Annotated in this window: 23 protein-coding genes, 1 tRNA gene and 1 pseudogene; 15 read left to right on the top strand and 10 right to left on the bottom strand. The window is 61.0% G+C overall.

Annotated elements, in window-relative coordinates:
• Positions 1-22 precede the first annotated feature (22 nt).
• Positions 23-682, bottom strand: coding sequence for a ChrR family anti-sigma-E factor (locus tag AMC88_RS09155; RefSeq protein ID WP_029531122.1), 660 nt, complete (start codon positions 680-682; stop codon positions 23-25).
• A 222-nt stretch (positions 683-904) separates the two neighbouring features.
• Here AMC88_RS09155 and AMC88_RS09150 point away from each other — a divergent pair, with 222 nt between their 5' ends.
• From AMC88_RS09150 to AMC88_RS09130, 5 genes are all read left to right on the top strand, one after another.
• Positions 905-1,942 carry a cysteine synthase A gene (locus AMC88_RS09150; RefSeq protein WP_012483562.1) on the top strand — a complete coding sequence of 346 codons (1,038 nt, stop codon included), beginning with the start codon at positions 905-907 and terminating at the stop codon, positions 1,940-1,942.
• 5 nt (positions 1,943-1,947) lie between these two features.
• A complete protein-coding gene (locus AMC88_RS09145; protein WP_064825164.1) occupies positions 1,948-2,685 on the top strand; it encodes an alanyl-tRNA editing protein in 738 nt (245 codons plus the stop codon).
• A 15-nt stretch (positions 2,686-2,700) separates the two neighbouring features.
• The gene (gene sseA / locus AMC88_RS09140; protein WP_010021736.1) at positions 2,701-3,570 is read left to right on the top strand and encodes a 3-mercaptopyruvate sulfurtransferase; all 870 of its coding nucleotides are present in this window, start codon (positions 2,701-2,703) and stop codon (positions 3,568-3,570) included.
• Between the two features lie 5 nt (positions 3,571-3,575).
• Positions 3,576-4,136, top strand: a complete 561-nt coding sequence (locus AMC88_RS09135; RefSeq protein ID WP_004672184.1) for a GNAT family N-acetyltransferase — start codon at positions 3,576-3,578, stop codon at positions 4,134-4,136.
• Between the two features lie 340 nt (positions 4,137-4,476).
• Positions 4,477-4,986: a DUF1203 domain-containing protein gene (locus AMC88_RS09130; RefSeq protein WP_064825163.1), complete on the top strand. Its 510-nt coding sequence runs from the start codon at positions 4,477-4,479 to the stop codon at positions 4,984-4,986.
• Positions 4,987-5,002: 16 nt separating this feature from the next.
• Here AMC88_RS09130 and ald read toward each other — a convergent pair whose 3' ends face one another.
• Positions 5,003-6,121, bottom strand: a complete 1,119-nt coding sequence (ald, locus tag AMC88_RS09125; RefSeq protein ID WP_012483558.1) for an alanine dehydrogenase — start codon at positions 6,119-6,121, stop codon at positions 5,003-5,005.
• Positions 6,122-6,277: 156 nt separating this feature from the next.
• Between ald and AMC88_RS09120 the strand changes: the two genes are divergently transcribed.
• The 4 genes from AMC88_RS09120 to AMC88_RS09105 all read left to right on the top strand — a co-directional run bounded on the left by AMC88_RS09120 (position 6,278) and on the right by AMC88_RS09105 (position 10,494).
• A complete protein-coding gene (locus AMC88_RS09120; RefSeq protein ID WP_004672173.1) occupies positions 6,278-6,739 on the top strand; it encodes an Lrp/AsnC family transcriptional regulator in 462 nt (153 codons plus the stop codon).
• A 71-nt stretch (positions 6,740-6,810) separates the two neighbouring features.
• Positions 6,811-7,692: a DMT family transporter gene (locus AMC88_RS09115; RefSeq protein WP_016732837.1), complete on the top strand. Its 882-nt coding sequence runs from the start codon at positions 6,811-6,813 to the stop codon at positions 7,690-7,692.
• An 83-nt stretch (positions 7,693-7,775) separates the two neighbouring features.
• Entirely contained in the window at positions 7,776-8,177 is a 402-nt protein-coding gene (locus AMC88_RS09110; RefSeq protein ID WP_064821876.1) for a PilZ domain-containing protein, read from the top strand.
• Positions 8,178-8,505: 328 nt separating this feature from the next.
• Entirely contained in the window at positions 8,506-10,494 is a 1,989-nt protein-coding gene (locus AMC88_RS09105; RefSeq protein ID WP_064825162.1) for a bifunctional 2',3'-cyclic-nucleotide 2'-phosphodiesterase/3'-nucleotidase, read from the top strand.
• 39 nt (positions 10,495-10,533) lie between these two features.
• Here the strand turns inward: AMC88_RS09105 and AMC88_RS09100 are convergent, their stop codons facing one another.
• Entirely contained in the window at positions 10,534-11,502 is a 969-nt protein-coding gene (locus AMC88_RS09100; protein WP_012483554.1) for a LysR family transcriptional regulator, read from the bottom strand.
• A 139-nt stretch (positions 11,503-11,641) separates the two neighbouring features.
• On the opposite strand from AMC88_RS09100, the gene AMC88_RS09095 reads away from it, so the two are divergent.
• A complete protein-coding gene (locus AMC88_RS09095) occupies positions 11,642-12,256 on the top strand; it encodes an FMN-dependent NADH-azoreductase (RefSeq protein WP_010006692.1) in 615 nt (204 codons plus the stop codon).
• Positions 12,257-12,311: 55 nt separating this feature from the next.
• On the opposite strand, the gene AMC88_RS09090 is transcribed toward AMC88_RS09095, so the two are convergent.
• Positions 12,312-12,887 (bottom strand): TetR/AcrR family transcriptional regulator, encoded by a 576-nt coding sequence (locus AMC88_RS09090; RefSeq protein ID WP_064825161.1) that lies wholly within the window; start codon positions 12,885-12,887, stop codon positions 12,312-12,314.
• Positions 12,888-12,980: 93 nt separating this feature from the next.
• Between AMC88_RS09090 and AMC88_RS09085 the strand changes: the two genes are divergently transcribed.
• Positions 12,981-13,757 carry an SDR family oxidoreductase gene (locus tag AMC88_RS09085; RefSeq protein ID WP_064825160.1) on the top strand — a complete coding sequence of 259 codons (777 nt, stop codon included), beginning with the start codon at positions 12,981-12,983 and terminating at the stop codon, positions 13,755-13,757.
• 40 nt (positions 13,758-13,797) lie between these two features.
• Here the strand turns inward: AMC88_RS09085 and AMC88_RS09080 are convergent, their stop codons facing one another.
• The 5 genes from AMC88_RS09080 to AMC88_RS33045 all read right to left on the bottom strand — a co-directional run bounded on the left by AMC88_RS09080 (position 13,798) and on the right by AMC88_RS33045 (position 18,526).
• Positions 13,798-14,988, bottom strand: coding sequence for an MFS transporter (locus AMC88_RS09080; RefSeq protein WP_064825159.1), 1,191 nt, complete (start codon positions 14,986-14,988; stop codon positions 13,798-13,800).
• A gap of 185 nt (positions 14,989-15,173) precedes the next feature.
• Entirely contained in the window at positions 15,174-16,445 is a 1,272-nt protein-coding gene (locus tag AMC88_RS09075) for a GGDEF domain-containing protein (protein ID WP_029531120.1), read from the bottom strand.
• A 237-nt stretch (positions 16,446-16,682) separates the two neighbouring features.
• On the bottom strand, positions 16,683-17,006 hold the full coding sequence (locus AMC88_RS09070; protein ID WP_012483548.1) for an HlyU family transcriptional regulator: 324 nt from the start codon (positions 17,004-17,006) through the stop codon (positions 16,683-16,685).
• A gap of 37 nt (positions 17,007-17,043) precedes the next feature.
• A complete protein-coding gene (ilvA, locus tag AMC88_RS09065) occupies positions 17,044-18,294 on the bottom strand; it encodes a threonine ammonia-lyase (protein ID WP_064825158.1) in 1,251 nt (416 codons plus the stop codon).
• The gene (locus AMC88_RS33045; RefSeq protein ID WP_012483546.1) at positions 18,281-18,526 is read right to left on the bottom strand and encodes a hypothetical protein; all 246 of its coding nucleotides are present in this window, start codon (positions 18,524-18,526) and stop codon (positions 18,281-18,283) included. The genes ilvA and AMC88_RS33045 overlap by 14 nt, the downstream gene beginning before the upstream one ends.
• On the opposite strand from AMC88_RS33045, the gene AMC88_RS09060 reads away from it, so the two are divergent.
• The gene (locus tag AMC88_RS09060; protein ID WP_010019262.1) at positions 18,513-18,887 is read left to right on the top strand and encodes a VanZ family protein; all 375 of its coding nucleotides are present in this window, start codon (positions 18,513-18,515) and stop codon (positions 18,885-18,887) included. The two genes, AMC88_RS33045 and AMC88_RS09060, sit on opposite strands and share 14 nt — an antisense overlap.
• Positions 18,888-19,158: 271 nt before the next feature.
• On the opposite strand, the gene AMC88_RS09055 is transcribed toward AMC88_RS09060, so the two are convergent.
• Positions 19,159-19,243 (bottom strand) — tRNA-Leu (locus AMC88_RS09055).
• Positions 19,244-19,463: 220 nt separating this feature from the next.
• Here AMC88_RS09055 and AMC88_RS09050 point away from each other — a divergent pair.
• From AMC88_RS09050 to gpt, 3 genes and pseudogenes are all read left to right on the top strand, one after another.
• Entirely contained in the window at positions 19,464-20,240 is a 777-nt protein-coding gene (locus tag AMC88_RS09050; protein WP_012483545.1) for a competence/damage-inducible protein A, read from the top strand.
• Between the two features lie 105 nt (positions 20,241-20,345).
• A pseudogene (locus tag AMC88_RS09045) lies at positions 20,346-20,668 on the top strand (universal stress protein).
• Between the two features lie 198 nt (positions 20,669-20,866).
• Complete coding sequence (gene gpt, locus AMC88_RS09040) at positions 20,867-21,361, top strand: xanthine phosphoribosyltransferase (protein ID WP_010025058.1); 495 nt, start codon at positions 20,867-20,869, stop codon at positions 21,359-21,361.
• Positions 21,362-21,582: the final 221 nt, after the last annotated feature.

Genomic DNA, 21,582 nt, shown 5'->3' with positions numbered 1-21,582 from the left:
TATCACACCATTGTGGCTGCTTTCAGCCGATCAGGTCGCCGATCATCTGACGAAGGGATCCGGTGAACCTGACCGGCCCGTCGGAAACGGCAAAGGCGATGCAGGGCCGGTCCCTTTCGGCGACCGGCCGATGCTCGACCGTCTCATCGGCGATGGAGATGTCGCCGGGACCAAAATGGCCGCGTTCATCGTTGAAGGCGCCGTCGAGGATCAGGATCAGCTCCATGCCTTTATGGGTGTGGGCCGGTAAGGCGCGGCCCGGACGGATCCACATCAGGCTGACCTCGCAGCCCTCCATGTCGAACGAATAGTCCTTGAATCCGGGCAAGCGCCGGCGCCACGGCACGTCCTCGGCTTCGAAGCCGAGGAGATCGCGCAAAGCCTGGGGAAATGGCGCCGCTGCCGGCCCCTTGGAAACATCGGATCCGGAGGCGGGAGGCGCAGAGGAAAAGATCGCCGCAAGCCGCTGGTCGCGATCGGCAATGGCGGCTTCCGGTGAACGTTCCAGGGCTTCTCCGGCCAAAAGCTCGAGGCTGCTCACCAAGCGTCGATAATCCGGCTTCATTTGCAAATGGGATCGTACCAGCACCCGCGCCGGCTCGGGCAAGGAACCGGCGACGTAATGCGCCATCAATGCGTCGATCGTATCGATCTGCTCGTGAACCATGTCGGTTTTGGTCACGCCCTGTTGCTGCGTTCCGCTTCGGTTTTTCGTCATCTGTACGGGTAAAGTCAATCTTCGGATCACGGCGCAACCGCCGGATGCCGGGTGATGCGCCTTTTTAGGCAGGAAAGCGAAATTTTGTCGTGGCCGACAGAGGCATGGAATAGCATTTCTTGCCAACACAGCCTTGTGAAGGGAAAAGACCGTTCTTAAAGTAAGAGTTCGAAAGAGGCAGATTCCATGACCTTCCACCCCTCCGTCCTCGAAGCCATCGGCAACACGCCCCTGATCAAACTCAAGGGCGCCTCGGCGGCAACCGGCTGCAACATTCTCGGCAAGGCCGAGTTCCTGAACCCCGGCCAGTCGGTCAAGGATCGTGCTGCGCTCTTCATCATTCGTGACGCCGAGCGGAAGGGGCTGCTTCGGCCCGGCGGCGTCATCGTCGAAGGCACGGCCGGCAATACCGGCATCGGGCTGACGCTGGTCGCCAAGGCACTCGGCTACCGCACCGTCATCGTCATCCCGGAAACGCAGAGCCAGGAAAAGAAGGACGCGCTGAAACTGCTTGGCGCCGAACTCGTCGAAGTGCCCGCCGTTCCCTACAAGAACCCGAACAACTACGTGAAGGTATCGGGGCGGCTTGCCGAGCAAATGGCAAAGAGCGAGCCGAACGGCGCGATCTGGGCAAACCAGTTCGACAACGTCGCCAACCGGCAGGCACATGTCGAAACGACCGCACCGGAAATCTGGAAGGACACCGACGGCAAGATCGACGGCTTTATCTGCTCCGTCGGTTCCGGCGGTACGCTGGCCGGTGTCGCTGCCGGCCTCAAGGCTTTCAAGACCGACGTCAAGATCGGCATCGCCGATCCCGATGGCGCCGCTCTCTACGAATTCTACCAGAACGGCACGTTGAAATCCGAAGGTTCATCGATTACCGAGGGCATCGGCCAGGGCCGCATCACCGCCAATCTCGAAGGCTTCACGCCGGACTTTTCCTATCGGATCTCCGATGCCGAAGCCCTTCCCTATCTTTTCGATCTCGTCGAAAACGAAGGCCTTTGCCTCGGCGGCTCGACGGCGATCAATATTGCCGGCGCCGTCAATCTCGCCCGGGATCTCGGCCCAGGTCACACGGTGGTGACAATCCTCTGCGACTACGGCAACCGCTATCAGTCGAAACTCTTCAACCCGGATTTCCTGAGGTCGAAAGGACTGCCCGTTCCGGGCTGGATGGCGAGGTCGTCCGACATACATGTTCCCTACGAACCCGTGTGAGACCCATGCCCGTCAATGCCCTCTATCGTGACGACTTCTATCTCTCGACATGCGAGGCGGTCGTCACCGCCATTCACGACGACGGGGGCATCGAACTCGACCAGACCTGCTTCTATGCGGCATCGGGCGGCCAGCCCGGTGACACCGGTCAGCTTGAACGCGCCGACGGCAGCAAGATCGCGCTCGGTCAGACGAAACATGGTGCGAGCAAGGATATCATCATCCATGTGCCGCTCGAGAATGAGCCGCAGCCTGAGATCGGCGAAACGCTGGTGCTGCATGTCGATTGGCCGCGCCGCTACAGGCTGATGCGCATGCACACGGCCTGCCACTTGCTGTCCGTCGTCTGCTCCTATCCGATCACCGGGGCGGCGGTCGGCGAGGAGGAAAGCCGCATCGACTTCGACATGAGCGAGACGATCGACAAGGACGAGGTCACGGCCAGGCTGATGGAACTGGTTGGCCAGAACCATCCGGTTTATCTGCAATGGATCACCGGCGACGAGCTTGCGGCCAATCCCGATATCGTCAAATCGAAGAATGTGCGCCCGCCGATGGGGCTCGGGCGGGTCAGCCTCGTCTGCATTGGCAAGAACTCCTCGATTGACAGCCAGCCCTGCGGCGGCACACATGTCTCTGAGACGCAGGAAGTCGGCCAGATTCACATCGCCAAGATCGAAAAGAAGGGCAAGGAGAACCGGCGCTTCCGCATCCGCTTCGGCGTGCCCGGCGACGAAGCCTGACAAGGGAGACCATTAATGACTGAGAGCAAGAGCCGTTTCGTCGTCTCCGCCGACTGGCTGCAGGGCGAGCTCGGCAAACCGGATCTGCGTGTGCTCGACGCTTCCTTCTATCTGCCGGCACAGAAACGCGATGCCGATGCCGAATATGCGGCCGGCCATATTCCCGGCGCCATCCGTTTCGATCAGGACAAGATCGCCGACCATTCGACGTCGCTGCCGCATACGATCCCCTCGCCCGAATATTTCGCCACCGAAGTCGGCCGGCTCGGCATCAGCGAGAATGATCGCATCGTCGTCTATGACGGCATCGGGCTGTTCGCCTCGCCGCGCGTCTGGTGGCTGTTTCGGGTGATGGGGGCAAAGAATGTCTTCGTGCTCGACGGCGGTCTCGACGGCTGGAAGGCCGAGGGGCGTCCGCTCGAAACTACCACGCCCGCCTATATGCCGACGACGTTTAAGCCGAACTTCGATGCGAGCCGGGTGGTGACGCTCGATGCCATGCGCGACATCGTCTCGAGCGGCGCGATGCAGATCGCCGATGCCCGCAGCGCCGGCCGTTTCGCCGCCACCGAGCCTGAGCCGCGGGCCGGCATGCGCTCCGGCCATATGCCCGGCGCCCGCAGCCTACCTTCCGGCGTCTTTGCCAGCCAGGGCCGGTTCAAATCACTGCCCGAACTCCGCCAGACGATCGAGGATGCCGGCATCGATCTTTCGAAGCCGGTCGTCACCTCCTGCGGCTCGGGAATCACGGCGGCGATCATCACGCTCGCGCTGGAATCGCTCGGCCATCATGACAACAAGCTTTACGACGGCTCCTGGAGCGAATGGGGCAGCCGTGACGATACGCCTGTCGTCACCGGTCCGCCAATGCCGGTCAAAGCCTGACCGCCATGGGAAAGACACCCGCTTCGCTGAAAGCTCACATTACCCGGCTGGAAATGACGGCAGCGCCGAAAGCCAGTTTGCCGGTGCCGGTCAATATCCAGACGGCGATCATGCGCGCGCCCGGCATTCCGCTGCCCTTCTATCGCTATCTCTACCGGCAGGTGGGCGCGCGCTGGCAGTGGGTGGATCGGCTGCGCATGAGCGACGAGCAGCTTGCCGCGACACTGAACGACAAGCGCAACAATATCAGCGTTCTCTATGTGAACGGCGCGCCGGCCGGCTTCTATGAATATTTCTGCGAGGACGAGGAGACCATCGAACTCAGCCATTTCGGCCTGATCGAACATGCGCTCGGCCTCGGCATCGGCAAATGGTTCCTGCTGCAGGCGCTCTATGCCATCTGGTCGCTCAATCCGAAGCGCGTCACCACGACCACCAACAATCTCGACCATCCGCGCGCGTTGCAGCTCTATCAAATGTACGGCTTTTCCCCGGTTTCGACCGGCACCGGCATCGTCCGGCCGCTCAGCGACAAGGAACTGCTGGAGATCGCGCGGAAGGGCTGACGGTTTGGGTTGCTTTTCCGGTGCATCTGTCTGCCTACTGACCACTTAGATACCTAGGCTATGTGGTGAACGCCCTACCTCCCTCCTCATTCCTGTGCCTGTCACAGGAAGCCAGTCACGGCGCGCCCGCGCCGTAAATGAAGCAATACCAACGCAAAAGTCTATCGCGCCCAAGGACTTGGGCGCACTGGACTCCTGTGACGAGCACAGGAATGAAGGAGGAAAGGTGCAACCTCCCATCAATTGTTGATGAACCGGACCAGGTGGCAACACGCAAGAAACGGGTGGCTTGGACGGCGGTGCGGGCGCAATTTCATGGCGATCACAAAGGAGATCTGCCATGACCGCCATTCGTTTTGCCGCCATGCCGACTGCCGATGCCAGAGTCCTCTGGAATGGCGGCCGCGACGCCTATGATAACCTGCCCGAGACAATGACATCAGACGGTGACGGCAATCCTTGCCGTCATTGCCTGCAGAATATCGAAGAGGGCGACGAGTTTCTGGTTTTCGCCTACCGGCCCTTCCCGGAACTGCAGCCCTATGCCGAGACCGGGCCGATTTTCCTGCACAAGCAGCCTTGCCGGCGTTACAGCGCCGAAGAAATTCTGCCGCCGGTGCTGACGACGAGTCCGGACTTCATCGTCCGCGGCTATGGCGAGAACGACCGCATCGTCTACGGCACCGGCGCGGTGACCCAGATCGCCAGTATACCGGCCTATGCCGAGACATTGCTGGCCCGGTCGGAGATTGCCTACGTGCATGTGCGCTCGGCGCGCAACAACTGCTTCCAGTGCCGGATCGACAAGGTAAAGGCGCCGGCCCTTGCGGAGACCGGCGCCCTTACCTAACCCGGAGTCAGGCAGCTTACGCTACGTTCAGTACACTCTCCGGCGCGAAGGCTTCGTAGCCGAGGGCTTCGGCGACCGGCTTGCTGGTGATGCGGCCCTTATGCACATTGAGGCCGTTTCTCAGGTGCTTGTCTTCGGCAATGGCGCGCAGGCCGCGGTCGGCGAGCGCCAGCCCATGGACCAGCGTGGCGTTGTTCAGCGCGTGCGCCGAGGTGACGGGCACAGCGCCCGGCATGTTGGCGACGCAGTAATGCACCACGCCGTCGACTTCGTAGGTTGGATCGGAATGGGTCGTCGCATGCGAGGTCTCGAAGCACCCCCCCTGGTCGATGGCGACGTCGACGATAACGGAGCCCCTTTTCATGCCGGACAGCATTTCGCGCGTGACGAGCTTCGGGGCCGCCGCCCCGGGGATGAGCACGGCGCCGATGACGAGGTCGGCCGAAAAGACCTCCTCCTCCAATGCCTGGATGCTGGAATAACGCGTGTGCACACGGCCCGCAAAAATGTCGTCCAGTTGGCGAAGGCGTGGCAGCGACTTGTCGAGAATGCTGACATCGGCGCCGAGGCCGGCGGCCATTCTGGCGGCGTGCAGGCCGACAACGCCGCCACCGATCACCGTGACCTTGGCCGGCAGCACACCGGGTACGCCGCCAAGCAGGACGCCGAGACCGCCATTGGCCTTCTGCAGCGCGGTCGCTCCTGCCTGGATCGACAGGCGCCCCGCCACTTCCGACATCGGCGCCAGCAGCGGCAAGCCGCCGCGCTCGTCGGTGACCGTCTCATAGGCGATCGCGGTGACGCCGGAGGCGATCAGACCCTTGGTCTGTTCGGGATCGGGCGCCAGATGCAGATAGGTGTAGAGAAGCTGACCGTCGCGCAGTTGCGCCCATTCGGAGGGCTGCGGCTCCTTCACCTTGACGATCATGTCGCACTTTTCAAAAATATCCTTGGCGGAGGCGGCGATCTTCGCGCCAGCCGCGGCGTAGGCGGCGTCATCGGCGCCGATGCCGGCGCCTGCCTTGGTCTCCACCCAGACCTCGTGGCCATGGGCGACGTATTCGCGCACCGAAGCCGGCGTCAGGCCGACGCGGTATTCATGGTTCTTGATTTCCTTCGGGCAACCGACACGCATTAGCGTTCCTCTCATTTTGTCTCCGCGGTCGCGGATCTCCTCGCAGGAAGAATCCAACCACCAAGAGAGCGAAATGTCCTTGCAAAGACGATTTGCACGGAAGCGATTTTTCGCGGATTATTGCGCCATCATCGTTATTTTTCGAAAGTCCTTCGAATGACCGATCTCGACACTATCGATCTTGCGATTCTCAAGGTCCTGCAGGCCAATGCCCGCATCACCAACGCCGAGCTTGCCGAAAAGATCGGGCTATCGCCTTCGGCCTGTTCGCGCCGGCTCGACATCCTCGAACGAAGCGGTGTCATCGGCGGCTATCACGCCCGGCTTTCGCACAAGGCGCTCGACTACAAGATGATTGCCATCGTGCATATCTCGCTCTCCGGCCAGTTCGCCAAGACGCTGGCGGAATTCGAGGCGGCGGTGAAGCTCTGCCCGAACGTGCTCGTCTGTTACCTGATGTCCGGCGAATATGATTATATCCTAAGGGTCGCCGCCCGCGATCTCGAGGATTACGAGCGCATTCATCGCGACTGGCTGTCGGCGCTTCCGCATGTGGTCAAAATCAATTCGAGCTTCGCGCTCAGAGAAATCATCGACAGGCCGAATGTGGGGCTTTGAGACCTTGCATCTTCGTTGAAAGCCTGCCCAGACTTTGGCGCGCGCAGGCGTTTCCCGTTGAATGGCTAATCATGACATCGAAGACCCACGGTTATATTTTCGCTCTGCTGGCGATCACCATCTTCTCTCTGCAGGACGCCATCTCGAAACATCTGGCGTCGACGTACCCGCCGATCTTCGTAACGATGATCCGCTATTGGGCCTTTGCGCTGTTTACGATCGTCCTCGCGTCGAAGATGCGCGGCGGCCTCAAGGCGACGGCCCGCACCAAACGCCCGCTTCTTCAGGTGGTGCGCGGCGTGCTGCTTGCCGTCCAGGTGGTTCTGGCCATCACCTGCTTTGCCGTGATCGGCCTTGCCCGCTCACAAGCGATCTTTTCCGCGACGCCGATCCTGATCGCGCTGCTGTCGATGCCGATCCTCGGCGAGCGGGTCGGATGGCGGCGATGGACGGCGATCGGCGTCGGACTATTCGGCGTGCTGCTGATCCTGAAGCCGGAAGGCGAGTTTTTCGATGTGAAACTGCTTCTGGCCATTCTTTCCTGCTTCAACTTCGCCTTCTATGTCATCGCCACCCGTCTCGCCAGCCGCGACGATTCGTCGATGACCAGCTTCTTCTATACCGGCGTCATCGGCGCCATTACGATGACCGTCATCGGCCCGTTCTACTGGAGCTGGATGTCCGTGGGCGACTGGGGCTGGATGGCGCTCGTCTGCATGACCAGTATTTCCAGCCACTATTTCCTGATCCGCGCCTACGATCTTCTCGATGCCGCCGCCGTCCAGCCGCTGACCTATCTGTCACTGGTCTATGCCTCGATCATCGGTGTGACGATCTATGACGAAACGCTCAGTCTCAACACGATCATCGGCTCGATCATCGTCGTTGCAGCCGGCATTTTCACCATCTGGCGCGAACATGTGGTGGGCCGCAGAGCGGCCGCCGCCAATTGAATTTTCATTGCAATTTTAGCCAAGCCCCTAAAACCATTTCAATTTTCGGGCGCTATGCTCCCTTGGCAATTGAGGGAGACAGCATGAGCAGCAACCTGAAAATTACGGCGCGGAAGGCCGATCGGAAGAATTGTCGCGTCTTCGGCAGCGTCAAATACCTGAACAGCGAAGTGGATGTCCGAATTCTCAATCTGTCGGTGACTGGCGCCGCGCTTGAGACGAAGACGCCGCTCCATGCCTCTTCCGGCAGCAAGGTGCGCATCGAAGCCGAAAACCTCGGCCTGCTCGAAGGCATCATCCGCTGGAAACACAATGGCCGCATCGGCATCCAGTTCGATGTGAATTCGAATGCACGGGCGCAGGTCTCCTCCTATTTCCGCTTCTTCCACCAGGAAATACGCCCCGTGCTGGCGGTGCGCCAACTGAGAGCCGCTACCAACGTCGAGCGCCCGTCCCGGTCGGCGACGTTGACGCTGAAGCCTTAGGAGGTGCACCGCTTCCGCAGCACAGGAGCAGCTGAAATCGTTCCAGTTGCTACGCGTTGACATCGACGTCGAGCGCAACAAGAGCCTTGCGTCGGCGGCGGGCCGGCATCGACTTTCCCGATGTCGATAGCGCCACCCGATGACGGCCCGGTTATGGTCCCGCCCTCGATGGGTTTGGGCCGAAAGGCTGCACCATACATTGCATTTTGGAATCGCGTCGCCCTTGCTACCGATTGTTTTGCCATCCTGTCATTTTCGCAGTGTACTCCTCGCCAAATCGTCCTAATTCTGACGGGCCGGGCGATGCATGATCCCACAGGAGAGTTCCATGTCTTCCATTTTCGATGTCGGCGTCATGAGCCGCCGTTCCCTGCTTGGCGGTCTCGCCGCCACTTCCGCCCTCGTGCTGCTGCACCCTTTCAGCGCCCGCGCCAGCGCCAACCAGGCGCATCTGCGGCTGATGGAAACGACCGACATTCACGTCAACGTCTTTCCTTATGACTACTACGCCGACAAGCCGAACGACACGATGGGCCTGTCGCGCACCGGAACGATCATCGACAATATCCGCGCAGAGGCCGTCAACTCGCTGCTGATCGACAATGGCGACGTGCTGCAGGGCAACCCGATGGGCGACTACATGGCCTATCAGCACGGCATGAAGGACGGCGACGTCCATCCCGTGATCAGGGCGATGAACACGCTCGGATACACGGTCGGGACGCTCGGCAATCACGAGTTCAATTACGGCCTCGACTTCATGTTCAAGGTCCTGTCCGGCGCCAACTTCCCCTTCGTCTGCGCCAACCTGACCAAGGGCCAGCTCGCCTCGGATCCGAAGCACGACGAGCTCTTCTTCAAACCCTACATCATTGTGGAAAAGCAGATCAAAGACGGCGCCGGCAAGGAGAGCCCTGTCAAGATCGGCTTCATCGGTTTCGTACCGCCGCAGATCATGCTCTGGGACATCAAGAACCTCGAAGGCAAGGCGCAGACCCGCGATATCGTCGAGGCGGCCAAAGCCTGGGTTCCCGCCATGAAGGAAGCCGGCGCCGATATCGTCATCGCGCTCTCCCATTCCGGCATCGACGGAGCAGCACAGTCCGAAAAGATGGAAAACGCCTCGCTGCATCTCGCCGCAGTTGAAGGGATCGATGCGATCTTCACCGGGCATCAGCATCTCGTCTTCCCTGGCCCGAAGAGCTGGGACGGCATCGCCAATGCCGATCCCGTCAAGGGCACGCTGCATGGCAAACCCGCCGTCATGGCCGGCTTCTGGGGTTCGCATCTCGGCCTCATCGACCTGCTGCTCGAAAAGGACGGCAACAGTTGGAAGATTGTCGATTTCACCTCGGAAGCGCGGCCGATCTATCACCGCGACGACAAGAAGAAAGTGGTCGCCGACTACGCCGACAAGAAGGATGTGGTCGAAGCCGCCAAGGCCGAGCATGAGGCAACGCTCGCCTATGTCCGCACGCCGGTCGGCAAGACGTCGGCACCGCTCTATTCCTATTTCTCGCTCGTCGCCGACGATCCTTCCGTGCAGGTCGTCAGCCAGGCCCAGACCTGGTACATCAAGCAGATGCTCGCCGACACCAAGTACAAGGATCTGCCGGTGCTTTCAGCGGCGGCCCCGTTCAAGGCCGGCGGCCGTGGCGGCGCCGACTATTATACAGATGTCCCGGCCGGCGATATCGCCATCAAGAACGTCGCCGACCTCTATCTCTATCCGAACACGGTGCAAGCTGTGGCGATCACCGGTGCCCAGGTGAAAAACTGGCTGGAAATGTCGGCCGGCATGTTCAACCATATCGAAGTGGGCGCGAAGGATGCGCCGCTGCTCAATGCCGATTTCCCGTCCTACAATTTCGACGTGATCGACGGCGTGACATACCAGATTGACCTCTCGCAGCCGCCGAAATATGATTCATCCGGCAAGGCGATCAATCCGGATGCCAACCGCATCCAGAACCTCGCCTTCGATGGCAAGCCGATCGATCCGGCCCAGAAGTTCGTCGTCGTCACCAACAATTACCGTGCTGGCGGCGGCGGAAGCTTCCCGGAGATCGCTGCCGACAAGGTGATCTTCCAGGCGCCGGATACCAACCGCGACGTCATCGTGCGCTACGTCCACGAGCAGGGCACGATCAATCCATCGGCTGATGCGAACTGGACCTTCAAGCCGCTGCCGGGGACGACGGTGACCTTCGAAAGCGGCCCCAAGGCGAAGCAGTTCCTCGCCGCGGTCAAGAGCGTCAAGATCGAGGACGCGGGCGACGGAACCGACGGCTTCTCGAAGTTCAGGCTGGTTCTTTAAGCGGAGAAACGCTCGCGAAGGCGCGGCTCCGCGCCTTCGTCATTCGGCCGCGAGCGGCGGTGCGGTGTCACGAAGCTCTGCCATCTCGGCATGGAAATCGGCCTGGTTCGGGCAATGGGAAAGCCGTGTGCGGAAGGCGTCGATCATCCAGCTGGCGGCCGGTCCGGGCGGGTTGGCGAGCTGGCGCATCGAATAGATGGCATACTCGCCCTGCTCATAGGCATCCAGATCGAGATGAACGAGCGCGCCGCTGCGCAGATCATCATGGATGACGGATGCCGGAAGGCCGCCCCAGCCCAGGCCGGCCTTAATGAGCTGGTGTTTCATCGCAATATCGCTGACGCGCCACGTCTTGTAGGACAGAACATTGAAATCCCGCCCCTTCGTCCGACCCGACGCGTCGGTGACGACGAGTTGCACTTCCTCGCGCACGTCGCCAAGTGTGAGCGGCCGGTCTATTTGGGCAAGCGGATGGTTGGGTGCGGCAACGGGCAACATGAAGGAATGCCCAATCCGCTCGGTGACGACGGAATCGTCCTGCTTGAGGACTGCGCCTCCAATCCCGATCGTCGCCTTGCCGCTGAGGACGAGGTCCATCACCACGCCGAGCTCGCCGACATTGAGGTTCAATGCAACGGACGGAAATCTTTCGCGGAATTCATGCAGCACGTCGACGACGGCCCGCGATGGCACCATGACGCTGATGGCGACGGAAACCTCGGCTTCGAGGCCCTCCCTCAGGCTCTTGACGCGCGCCCGCATGACCTGCAGGTCACCGAGAATGCGGCGCGCATCCTCGAGCATCGCCTTGCCCGCCTCCGTCAGCTTCGGCTGGCGTGCGCCGGACCGCTCGAAAAGCGGCATTTCAAGCTGCGCTTCCAGATTGGCAATCGTATAGCTGACGACCGACTGCGCCCGGTTCAGCGCCCGCGATGCGGCAGAAAAGCTACCGGTTTCGGCAACGGTCAAAAACACCTGCAACTGGTCTAAAGTCGGGTTCGGAAGCATCTTCCATCCATTCCATCGATAGTTTCGATCGACATTATCACCGTTTTTTCGATAGCGGGCCAGACTTATTTTCCTTCTCGACACCGCGGCTCACCTCCCAGCAACGAGCCGTCCAATTCAATTCGAAAGGAAATGCAGCATGTCGTCCATCCTTCTTCTGACGTCCAGCCCGCGTGCCGAGTCGCTCTCGACCCCGATCGCCGTCGATCTCGCCGAAAAGCTGAAGAACCAGAAGCCGGGCAGCGTCGTCGTCCGCCGCGACCTCGCCGCCAATCCGCTGCCGCATATCGATGACCTCTTCACCGCCGCCATCCGCAAGCCTGCGGAAGCCCGCACGGCCGAAGAAATCGCCGCCATCAAGACCTCGGACGAGCTCGTCAACGAACTGCTGGCCGCCGACACGATCGTCATCAGCACCGGCCTCATCAACTTCAGCATCTATTCTTCGCTGAAGACCTGGATCGACAACGTCGCCCGCGCCGGCCTGACCTTCAAGTACACGGAAACCGGCCCGGTCGGCCTCGTCACCGGCAAGAAGGTCTATGTCGTACTGACCTCCGGCGGCGTCTATTCGCAGGGCCCGGCCGCCCCCCTGAACCATGCCGTGCCGTACCTGAAGTCGGTGTTCGGTTTCCTCGGCATCACAGACGTCGAGACCATCTATGTCGAAGGCCTCGCCTTCGGCCCGGAAGCCGCTGAAAAGGCCATCGACGCCGCCAAGTCGCGCGTCCAGGAAATCGCGCTGGCCGCCTGATCGGCTCTCAAACGCTTAGGTGTAATACAACGGCCGGCCCTTCGCCGGCCGTTTGTCATTTGTCGATAGCGGCGACAAAATCGCGGATCGTCTCGAGGATTTCGGCCGACAGCGCCTCATCGGAGGAAATCCTGGCAAGGCCGACGCCGCCGGCCATCATCGCGAAGGCCATGATCGCCTTGCGTCGTCTTTCCCCTTCATCCGCTCCTGCGGCTTTGCTCGCCAATCCCGCGAAATTGCGCCTGAGTCCGTCCGTCGCGATCGCTCGCGCCTTCTCGCCACTGCGGGATATATCGGAGGTCAGCGCAGCAAAAGGGCAGCCCTCGCCGGGATTGTCACGGTGATAGGTGCTGACATAACGCTCGGCGATATCGGCAGCCGTCATCTCCGTCGGGTTGATCCCCTCGGCCTCCAACTTGCGTCCCCATGAATCGAAAGCCGACTGGATCGCCTCGGCGACGAGATCGTCACGGGAGGCGAAGTGCTTGTAGAAGCCGCCGACGGTCAGCCCGGCCTCCTTCATCAGGTCGGCAACGCCGATACCGTCGAGTCCCGCTTCGCGCAGCCGCCTGGACGCGGTCTCCACGATCTTCTCATGCGTCTTCTGTTTTTCAAGCTGGGAACGCCCCATCGGTGCCTCTTGACTTATGAGGATTACAATCATAATCCTAGTAGATAACCATCATAATCCAGATTGTTGTCATTTCCAAGAGGAGCATGAATCATGCGTCTAAAAAACAAGGTGGCCCTGATCACGGGCGGCAATAGCGGCATCGGTCTTGCGACCGCCAAGGCCTTCATCGATGAGGGCGCCAAGGTCGTGATCACCGGCCGCAATCCGGAAACGCTCGCTGCCGCCGAAAAGGTGCTCGGGGCTGGCGTCGTGGTGCTCAACCTCGACGTCACCGATGCAGCCGCCACCGAAAAGGCCTTTGCGGAAGCCGCCGCAAAGGTCGGCACGTTCGATATCATCTTCGCCAATGCCGGCATCGGCGGCGCGACACCACTCGGTGACACATCGCCGGAACAGTTCAATCGGATCATCAGCACCAATCTCACGGCGGTTTTCTTCACCGTGCAGGCGGCCCTGCCGCATCTCAACGACCGCGCCTCGGTCATCCTCAACGGTTCGGTGCATGCCGTGCTCGGTGCTCCGGGCTGGACGGCCTATGCGGCGACCAAAGCCGCGGTCCGGGCGATGACGCGCAATATGGCCTCCGAGCTTGCGCCGCGTGGCATCCGCGTCAACCAGGTGACGCCCGGCGGCACAAAGACGCCGATCTGGTCGCCGATGGCCCAGACCGAAGACGCAATGTCGGCGCTCGAGGCCCGCATCGGCGGCATGAGCCCGCTCGGGCGCATGAGCGAAGCCGACGAAATCGCCAAAGCCGCGCTCTATCTCGCCTCCGATGACGCATCCAATGTCACCGGCATCGAAATCACCGTCGATGGCGGCATGACGAGCGCACCGTCCGGCGCCAAGATCTTCCGCGCCGCCTAAATCAGCGAGAGCCGGGCAAGTCGACCTTGCCCGGCCTCGGTCAGCCATTCCTTACGCGGCGGACCACGCGAAACAAGACGATTGCCAAATTGGCGATGGCAAGCAGCAGCAGCACGTAGAGCATGGCCTGAATGCCGGAGGAAACGATCAGGTTGCCGGCAATCAGCGGAAAGCCGAAGACGCCGATGAAATAGGACAGCGAGAACAGGAGCAGCGATTGCGGCATAAGGCCCGCGGGCGCCTCGTTTGCCGCCAGGCCGTTGATGACGGAATAGGTCAGCCCATAGCCCAGCCCCAGCATCGCCGCGGCGCCGAAATAGGCCAGTTGGCTCGAGGTCACCACCAGGAACAGCAGGATGGAGACCAGCGTCAGGCTGGTCAGGACCAGAAGCGAATAGAACGGATCCTTCTTGACCACATATCCCGCCACGAACAGCCGGCTCAGGATGGCGGCGGACATGAAGCCGACGAAGAACAGCGAATAGTCGAAGCCATGCGCCTTGGCGTAGCTGGTCTGAAAGCTGGACAGCCCGCCGAAAATCGCGCCGCCGATGCCGACCATGGCGATGGAATAGATCGCCCGCGAACCGATCACCTGACGCGCTGCGGCAAAGGAGATCTTGTTGACATGCGGCAGAATTTTGCCGGCGCTGGTCAGCCTGATATGCAGCAGGAAATAAAGCGCGCCGCCGGCGAGACTGGAGAGAAACGCAAAGGCGAAGGCCGTCTCGATCGGCATGGACCAGCCGGTAGCGATGCGCCCGATGATCGGTCCGGCGCCGATGCCCGACATCATCGATCCCGACAGCAGTGCAAAGAACCTGATGCGATGCTCCGGCTCGGTGATCGCGGCGACCAGAATCGGACCGAGCGCATAAAAGGTGCCCCAGCCGATGCCGAGAACGAAACCGACGGTCATCAGGCTGAGCCCGGCTGCCGGGACCATGGCAAATCCCAGTCCGGAGGCCGCAAGAAAGAGCCCGGAAACCGCCACCGCCCGCGCGGAGCCGATGGCATCGGCGATGTGACCGGAGAGGATGACCAGAACGACGGTGCTGACGGTCGCGGCCGAGATGATCAGGCCGGCAAGCGCCTCGTTTCCACCGCGCTGGCCGACCAACACCGGGATCAGAAAGGTTACGCCATAGGCGATCGAAAGAAGAAACCCGCCGATGCACAAAACGGCAAATTCGCCGCCATCAACCTTCGTTCGTAAAGCTATATCACTCATGTCTCCACGCCCCTCGCATGCGAAATGTCGAGGCAATGGAGATCACGTTTGCATTATGCTAACAAGCCGTTTTTATTGCTACCATAAGATATTGAAATTACACACACATGAAGACATCTGTTTTGATTTACTCAACACCCCAAACACCTGCTCGAGCGATCGCACTGATCGGGAGATCAGCCGGCTTAACCGAGTTTCACCAGGCCGGAGCGGCCGACGACACAGTTGCGGCCGCCCTTCTTTGCCGCGTACAGGCGGCCATCGGCAGCCGACAGCACCGCGGTGAAACCGCTGCCGTCCTCGTCGGCGGTCGCCACGCCGATAGAGACGGTGACCGGACTGCCATCCGGCGTCTTGACGCTGGTCGCAATCGTCCAACGCAGACGCTCGGCAAGCAGCAGTCCTTCCTCATGGTTCGTGCCGGGGCAGACGGCGACGAACTCTTCGCCGCCGAAGCGGAAAATACGGTCGCTGGAACGCAGTGTTGTGCCGAGCCGGGCGGCGATCGACTTCAGCACCACGTCACCCTGGAGATGACCGTAACCGTCATTGACGTCCTTGAAGTGATCCGCGTCGATAATGAGAACGGTCGCAGACAGCCCCTGCCGCAGCGCCTCGCGCAGCATCAGCGGCGCTTCCAGCTCCATGCGCGTGCGGTCATAGACGCCGGTCAGCATGTCGCGCCCGGTGCGCTCCAGAAGATCATTGTAGCGCTCGCGGAATGTCAGATCGCCGAAGACGTCGCTGATGGAGCGCGCGGCGGCGTCGGCGCCGAGGCGGCGGATACGATATTCATAGATCGCAAACATTGCCCCATAGAGGCAAACGGAAAGCATCTTCGCCTTCCAGCCACCCCAGAATACGGCGGTCGGCACATCGAGGAAATAATGCAGCGCGGCGAAGAAGCCGACCTGGTCGAAGGTCAGCAGCACGAAGCCGGAGATCATGAAACGCAGCACGACGCGCCTGCGGAAGAAATCGCCGAGTTTTTCGTAGAGCAGGATGATGCCGAGCGAATCGACATAGAGCAGCGCCGTGCCCCAGATCATCAGCCAACCCATCTCCTTCAGAAAATCGACGTCGGGCGTATGGTTCGAAGACAGTTGCAGCGGCTGGTGCATTTGCAGCACCCAGGCGATGCCGACGGTCAGCAGGTTGCCGAGGAACAGGCCGTAGATCGGCTGGCGCACCGTCGCGGCATCCTCCCACAGATACAGCATCAGGATCATCATCAGCTTGCCGGAGAAGAAGACGGATGAACCCGGCGACACATCCCCGAATGGCAGCGAGACGTAAAAGACCGCCGCCAGATAGGTCTCCATGAAATGCATGACACCGAGCGCCGTCAGGAAGACGCCGAGACCGAGCCGATGGCGGAAGTGCAGAAGCGTCACCATCAGCACGAAATAGGCGATGGCTTCAGCGACGAAGAGAACGAGGTTGAGAGCCTCCATCACGACACCTCGGCTGCAGGCCGGCGCCGCGCGGAAGCGGCGATCGCGGCTGCGGATCTTTTGATCGATCGTCCGAAAAAGTCAAACACGAGGGCGTCCTGCAAATCCTGCAGGCCGTAGCTTTCACCGCAATCCTTTAAGATTGCGTGAGCGCATCCTCATATTTGGGACGTTCCAGTCATACGCTTGAAAAGCAAGGGATTTCTGTATCCGGCGCCCTGGGTCGGAACGATCGCGGCCTCAGACCTGGCGAAGCTTCTCGCCGTCGCCGAAGAGCGACGGGCCATGCTGGTCGATGATCTGGTGCGCCTTGCGCACTGTGCACTCGATCGCGTCGTCGGAGGACGAGAAAAGATCGGCGCGGATGAAATTGCGCACCAGAACCTCGTCGCCGACCTTCTTTTCGATACGGCCGGCCAGACGGTACTGGCTGCCTTCCTTGCGCGGCTCCGCATAGATCGTGCAGTCGCCGTAAAGCTGCGGCTCACTGGCGGGGCCTGCCGCCTCCGAAGCGGGCTTGCCGCCGGAGAACATCGAAAAGAGATTTGAAAGGAACGAAGCCATGATCCGTCTCTACCACGCCGCCATCGCGCTCGCCAAGTCAAATGATCAAACTGGCGAGGATCTCGTTTTCGGTAATATCCTCGTAACCCATGCCGGCGGCTTCGAAATTTGCGATCAGCCGGGCGAAATTCTCCGGCGCCTTCGTTTCTATGCCGATCAGGATCGAGCCAAAATTGCGCGCCGATTTCTTCAGATATTCGAAGCGGGCGATATCGTCGTCGGGACCGAGCAGATTGAGGAAATCCCTGAGCGCGCCGGGGCGCTGAGCAAGCCTGAGGATGAAGTATTTCTTCAGCCCCGCGTAACGCATGGCTCTTTCCTTTACGTCAGGCAGGCGCTCGAAATCGAAATTGCCGCCGGAGACGATCGCAACAATGGTTTTGCCGCGGCTCGCCTGGGGATCCATCGCGGCGATCGCCGTCAGCGACAGGGCGCCGGCCGGCTCCAGCACGACGCCCTCGACATTCAGCATCTCCTGAATGGTGACGCAGATGGCGTTCTCCGGCATCAGCTGCACTTGGCTTGCCGGAAAATCGCGCAGCGCGGCGAAATTCAGGTCGCCGATGCGGGCGACGGCTGCGCCGTCGACGAAGTTGTCGACCTTGGCAAGTGTCGTCACCTGGCCCGCCTCGATGCTGCGTCTGAGACTCGGCGCACCAGCGGGCTCGGCAAAGACAAAGGCCGATTTCGGCACGATGCCGTCGAGATAACCGGTGATGCCGGCGGCAAGTCCGCCGCCGCCGACCGGCAGCACGACCATGTCAGGCACCGTTCCCTCAGGCAGCTGCTGCATGATTTCGGCAGCAACGGTCGCCTGCCCTTCGATGATATCGGCGTGGTCGAAGGGCGGCACCATGACGCCGCCGATCGCCTCGACATGATCACGCGCGGCCTGGTAGCACTGGTCGAAGAAATCGCCGATCAGCCGGATGGTGATGAATTCGGCGCCGAACATGCGGGTCTTGTCGATCTTCTGCTGTGGTGTCGTCACCGGCATGAAGACGACGCCCGGCACGCCGAAATGGCGGCAGACATAGGCGAAGCCCTGGGCATGATTGCCGGCCGAAGCGCAGACGAAGGTCTTGCCGGCCGCCCCCTGCCCGATCGCCTTGCGGAAGAAATTGAAGGCACCGCGAATCTTGTAGGAGCGCACCGGCGACAGATCCTCGCGCTTCAGCCAGATATCGGCGCCGTAGCGGGCGGAAAGATGATCATTGAGCTGCAGTGGCGTTGCCGGAAACAGGCTGCGCATTGCCTCCTCGGCGCTTTCAACTTCAAGTCTCGTCACGGGCGTGGTCCATTCCTAAAGAGTAGCCGCCGCCGCTATGGCACAGGCCGGCCGGCAAAAGAAAGCCCGCTCCGGCCATTTCCGGTTCGCTGACCGAGCCGCTCATATCCTGATGCCCGCTCCAGCCTCGGGAAGCCTTTCTTAAGCCAATCGCAAAATCGGCAGCAGATGAACCGATTTTAACTGTCAATGCAAAGAGCTGCCACTTATATGGAGCGATGATGATCTTCAAATTCGCAAAACCGCTGGCCTGGCTGCTGCTCGCCTTGATCCTCTTTGTCACGGTTTCGCCGATCGGGCTGAGACCACATACGGTCACGACCGTCGATACGGATCGTGGCGGCGCCTATGTTCTCCTCGGCCTCGCCTTCGCGCTCGCCTATCCCAGACAGTGGAAACTGGTGGCCGCGCTGCTGATAACAGGGGCGGTCGCCATCGAATATCTGCAATACTTCGCGCCGACCCGCCACCCCCGCCTGCATGATGCCGGCGTCAAGGCGATGGGGGCCGCGCTCGGCCTGCTGGCCGGCTGGGTGATCAACAGATGGCGCGAAACCAGGGCGCCGAACAGCCTTCCCGTCGCGGAACGCTGATTATTCCTACTTAGAAATCGCTCAGTTGTATCGCCCAGAAAAACAGTGGGACCGCTGCGATCACGGTTCCCAAAACAAGTGCGACACTGGTTTTGAAGACCCGAATGCGCCGGGCCCTTACCCCACTCCAATCGTAAACCATCGTCTTACTCCCACAAGACAACACTTACTTACCCCGCCGCGGCGCAATCCTTGCATTGAAAACGCCATTGTCAAGCGATAACGCGCGTTTTCACGCAATATACAGCGTATTCAAACAGGATTATGAACGTGGTGCGGGCGACGGGGATCGAACCCGTACAGCCAAGGCCGAGGGATTTTAAGTCCCTTGCGTCTACCAGTTTCGCCACGCCCGCTTGCGGCGTTTTCAATATCTCGCGTCATTCGCGATGGGAAGAGCCGCGAGGAGTAAAAATCACGCTTTCGTTGCCGCTAACGGAGGCCGCCCATCTGATCCCGGGAATTGCGCATCTGCGAGGCGCCCCTGCGCTCACGCTTTTCCACATCATCTTCGAGTGTTTGCAAAGCCGCCGAAGGGCGCTACCTATTGACCAGCCTCACATCACGGAACACCCCATGAGCCATGACACCGTCGTCACCGCCGCCATGCTCGCCATCGGCGACGAGCTGCTTTCCGGCCGCACCAAGGACAAGAATATCGGCCACCTCGCCGAGCTCCTGACGCTTTCCGGCATCGATCTCAAGGAGGTGCGCATCGTCGCCGACGACGAGGAGGCGATCGTCGAGGCGCTGAACGCGCTTCGCGCCCGATATGACTATGTCTTCACCTCGGGCGGCATTGGGCCGACGCATGACGATATCACCGCCGATGCGATCGCCAAGGCGTTCGGCCTGCCCTGCGACCACGACGAAACGGCGATGACGCTGCTTGCCGAGATGTACCGTCGCCGCGAAATGGAATTCACCGAGGCGCGCCAGCGGATGGCGCGCATGCCGCGCGGGGCTGCCCATATCGCCAATCCGGTCTCGACCGCGCCGGGCTTCATCATCGGCAATGTCTATGTCATGGCCGGCGTGCCGCAGGTCTTCCAGGCGATGATCGACAATGTGCTGCCGATGCTTCGAACCGGTACGCCGGTGCTCTCGCTCGCCATCGCCTGCCCTTACGGCGAAGGCGATATCGGCACGCCGCTTGCCGCTATTCAGAAAGCCCATCCGGACACCAGCATCGGTTCCTACCCCAGATATATCGACCAGAAATTTTCGACCGAGATCGTCGTGCGCGGCCGCGCGCAGGCGGCGATCGATGCGGCGGGCGCCGAGGTGCATGCGATGATCGGCGCCATCCGCCGGAAAAAGGAGGTCGTCGAAAATCCTTCCGCCGAGGCTTGAGGACAGCACCGGAACTGGCCATCCTTGATATCAGTCAAGGAACAGGAGAACGGTCCGGTGCATTGCCTCCCTCGCGCCAGCCATTTCAGCGCAAGGAGAATTGATATGTCTTATAAAACCATTCTCGCCATTCTCGATACCAGAGACAACAGCGCCGCCGTTGCCGATTTCGCCTTTGCCATTGCCGCTGAAAGCGGCGCTCATGTCATCGGACTGCATGCCGAAAACATCTCCGCCGTGCCGCTGGTGGCGCCGATGGAAATCCCCGATCCGGTTGCCGTGTCATCGAAAACCGGCTCTCAGACGACAGCATCGACCTCCTGGTCATGGGCGCGCATACGCATTCATGGCTGTGGCAGATGATCTTCGGCGGCACGACGAAGAGCTTGCTGCAATCGATGACGGCGCTGACGCTGTTGTCGCGATGACCGCCTGCCGCAAGGATCGGCGCTCTTGCCTTTTGCCGGCAAATCCCGCTAATTGCAGCGACCGATGAGGGCTTCGAGCCTCGGCCGATTTCGCGCAGTTCCGGCTCGCGCGATTTCCTGTTTTGCCGATCGCCGCCGCAAGCCCGTCCGGTCGCCGGCAAACGGCGTGTCATCTCTATCATGCCGCGGAGCAGCCCGATGTCCCTTCCCGATAAAGCCTTTCCCGTTTCCTGGGATCAGTTCCACCGCGATGCGCGCGCCCTTGCCTGGCGGCTTGCCGGCCTCGACCAGACGTTCAAGGCGATCGTCTGCATCACCCGCGGCGGCCTCGTTCCGGCCGCGATCATCTCGCGCGAACTGAACATCCGCCTGATCGAAACCGTCTGCATCGCCTCCTATCATGATTACGTGAACCAGGGCGACATGGTGCTGCTCAAGGGAATTGCGCCCGAGCTTGCGGAAAACGGCGGCGAAGGCGTGCTCGTCGTCGACGACCTCACCGACACCGGCAAGACCGCCGCGCAGGTGCGCACCATGCTGCCCAAGGCGCATTTCGCCTGCGTCTACGCCAAGCCGAAGGGTGTGCCGACCGTCGACACCTTCATCACCGAGGTGAGCCAGGATACCTGGATCTACTTCCCCTGGGACATGGGCTTCACCTATCAGGAACCGATCGCCAAGGGCGCGCGCTGATCGCGACAATCGAAGGTGCGCCGCTCCTCGCCGGCGCACTTTGACAGCGCTGATTTCCCTGGCGAATCGCCATGCGCATTTGCGCCGGAAATGCCATCACAAGATTTGCCGCGGGACGCTTTTTTGCCGCTGCGGCGTTTTCCTGAGCCGGCGACGCCTGCAAGTCATTGTATTTTCAGCGCTCCCCGGCTTTCCCCAATCTCCACAGGCGCATCCACAAG

Origin of the sequence: Rhizobium phaseoli (assembly GCF_001664385.1) — a bacterium.
Taxonomy (GTDB): Bacteria; Pseudomonadota; Alphaproteobacteria; order Rhizobiales; family Rhizobiaceae; genus Rhizobium; species Rhizobium phaseoli.
Note: the sequence above shows the minus strand (reverse complement) of the source record. Positions and strands in the feature narration are given on the sequence as shown.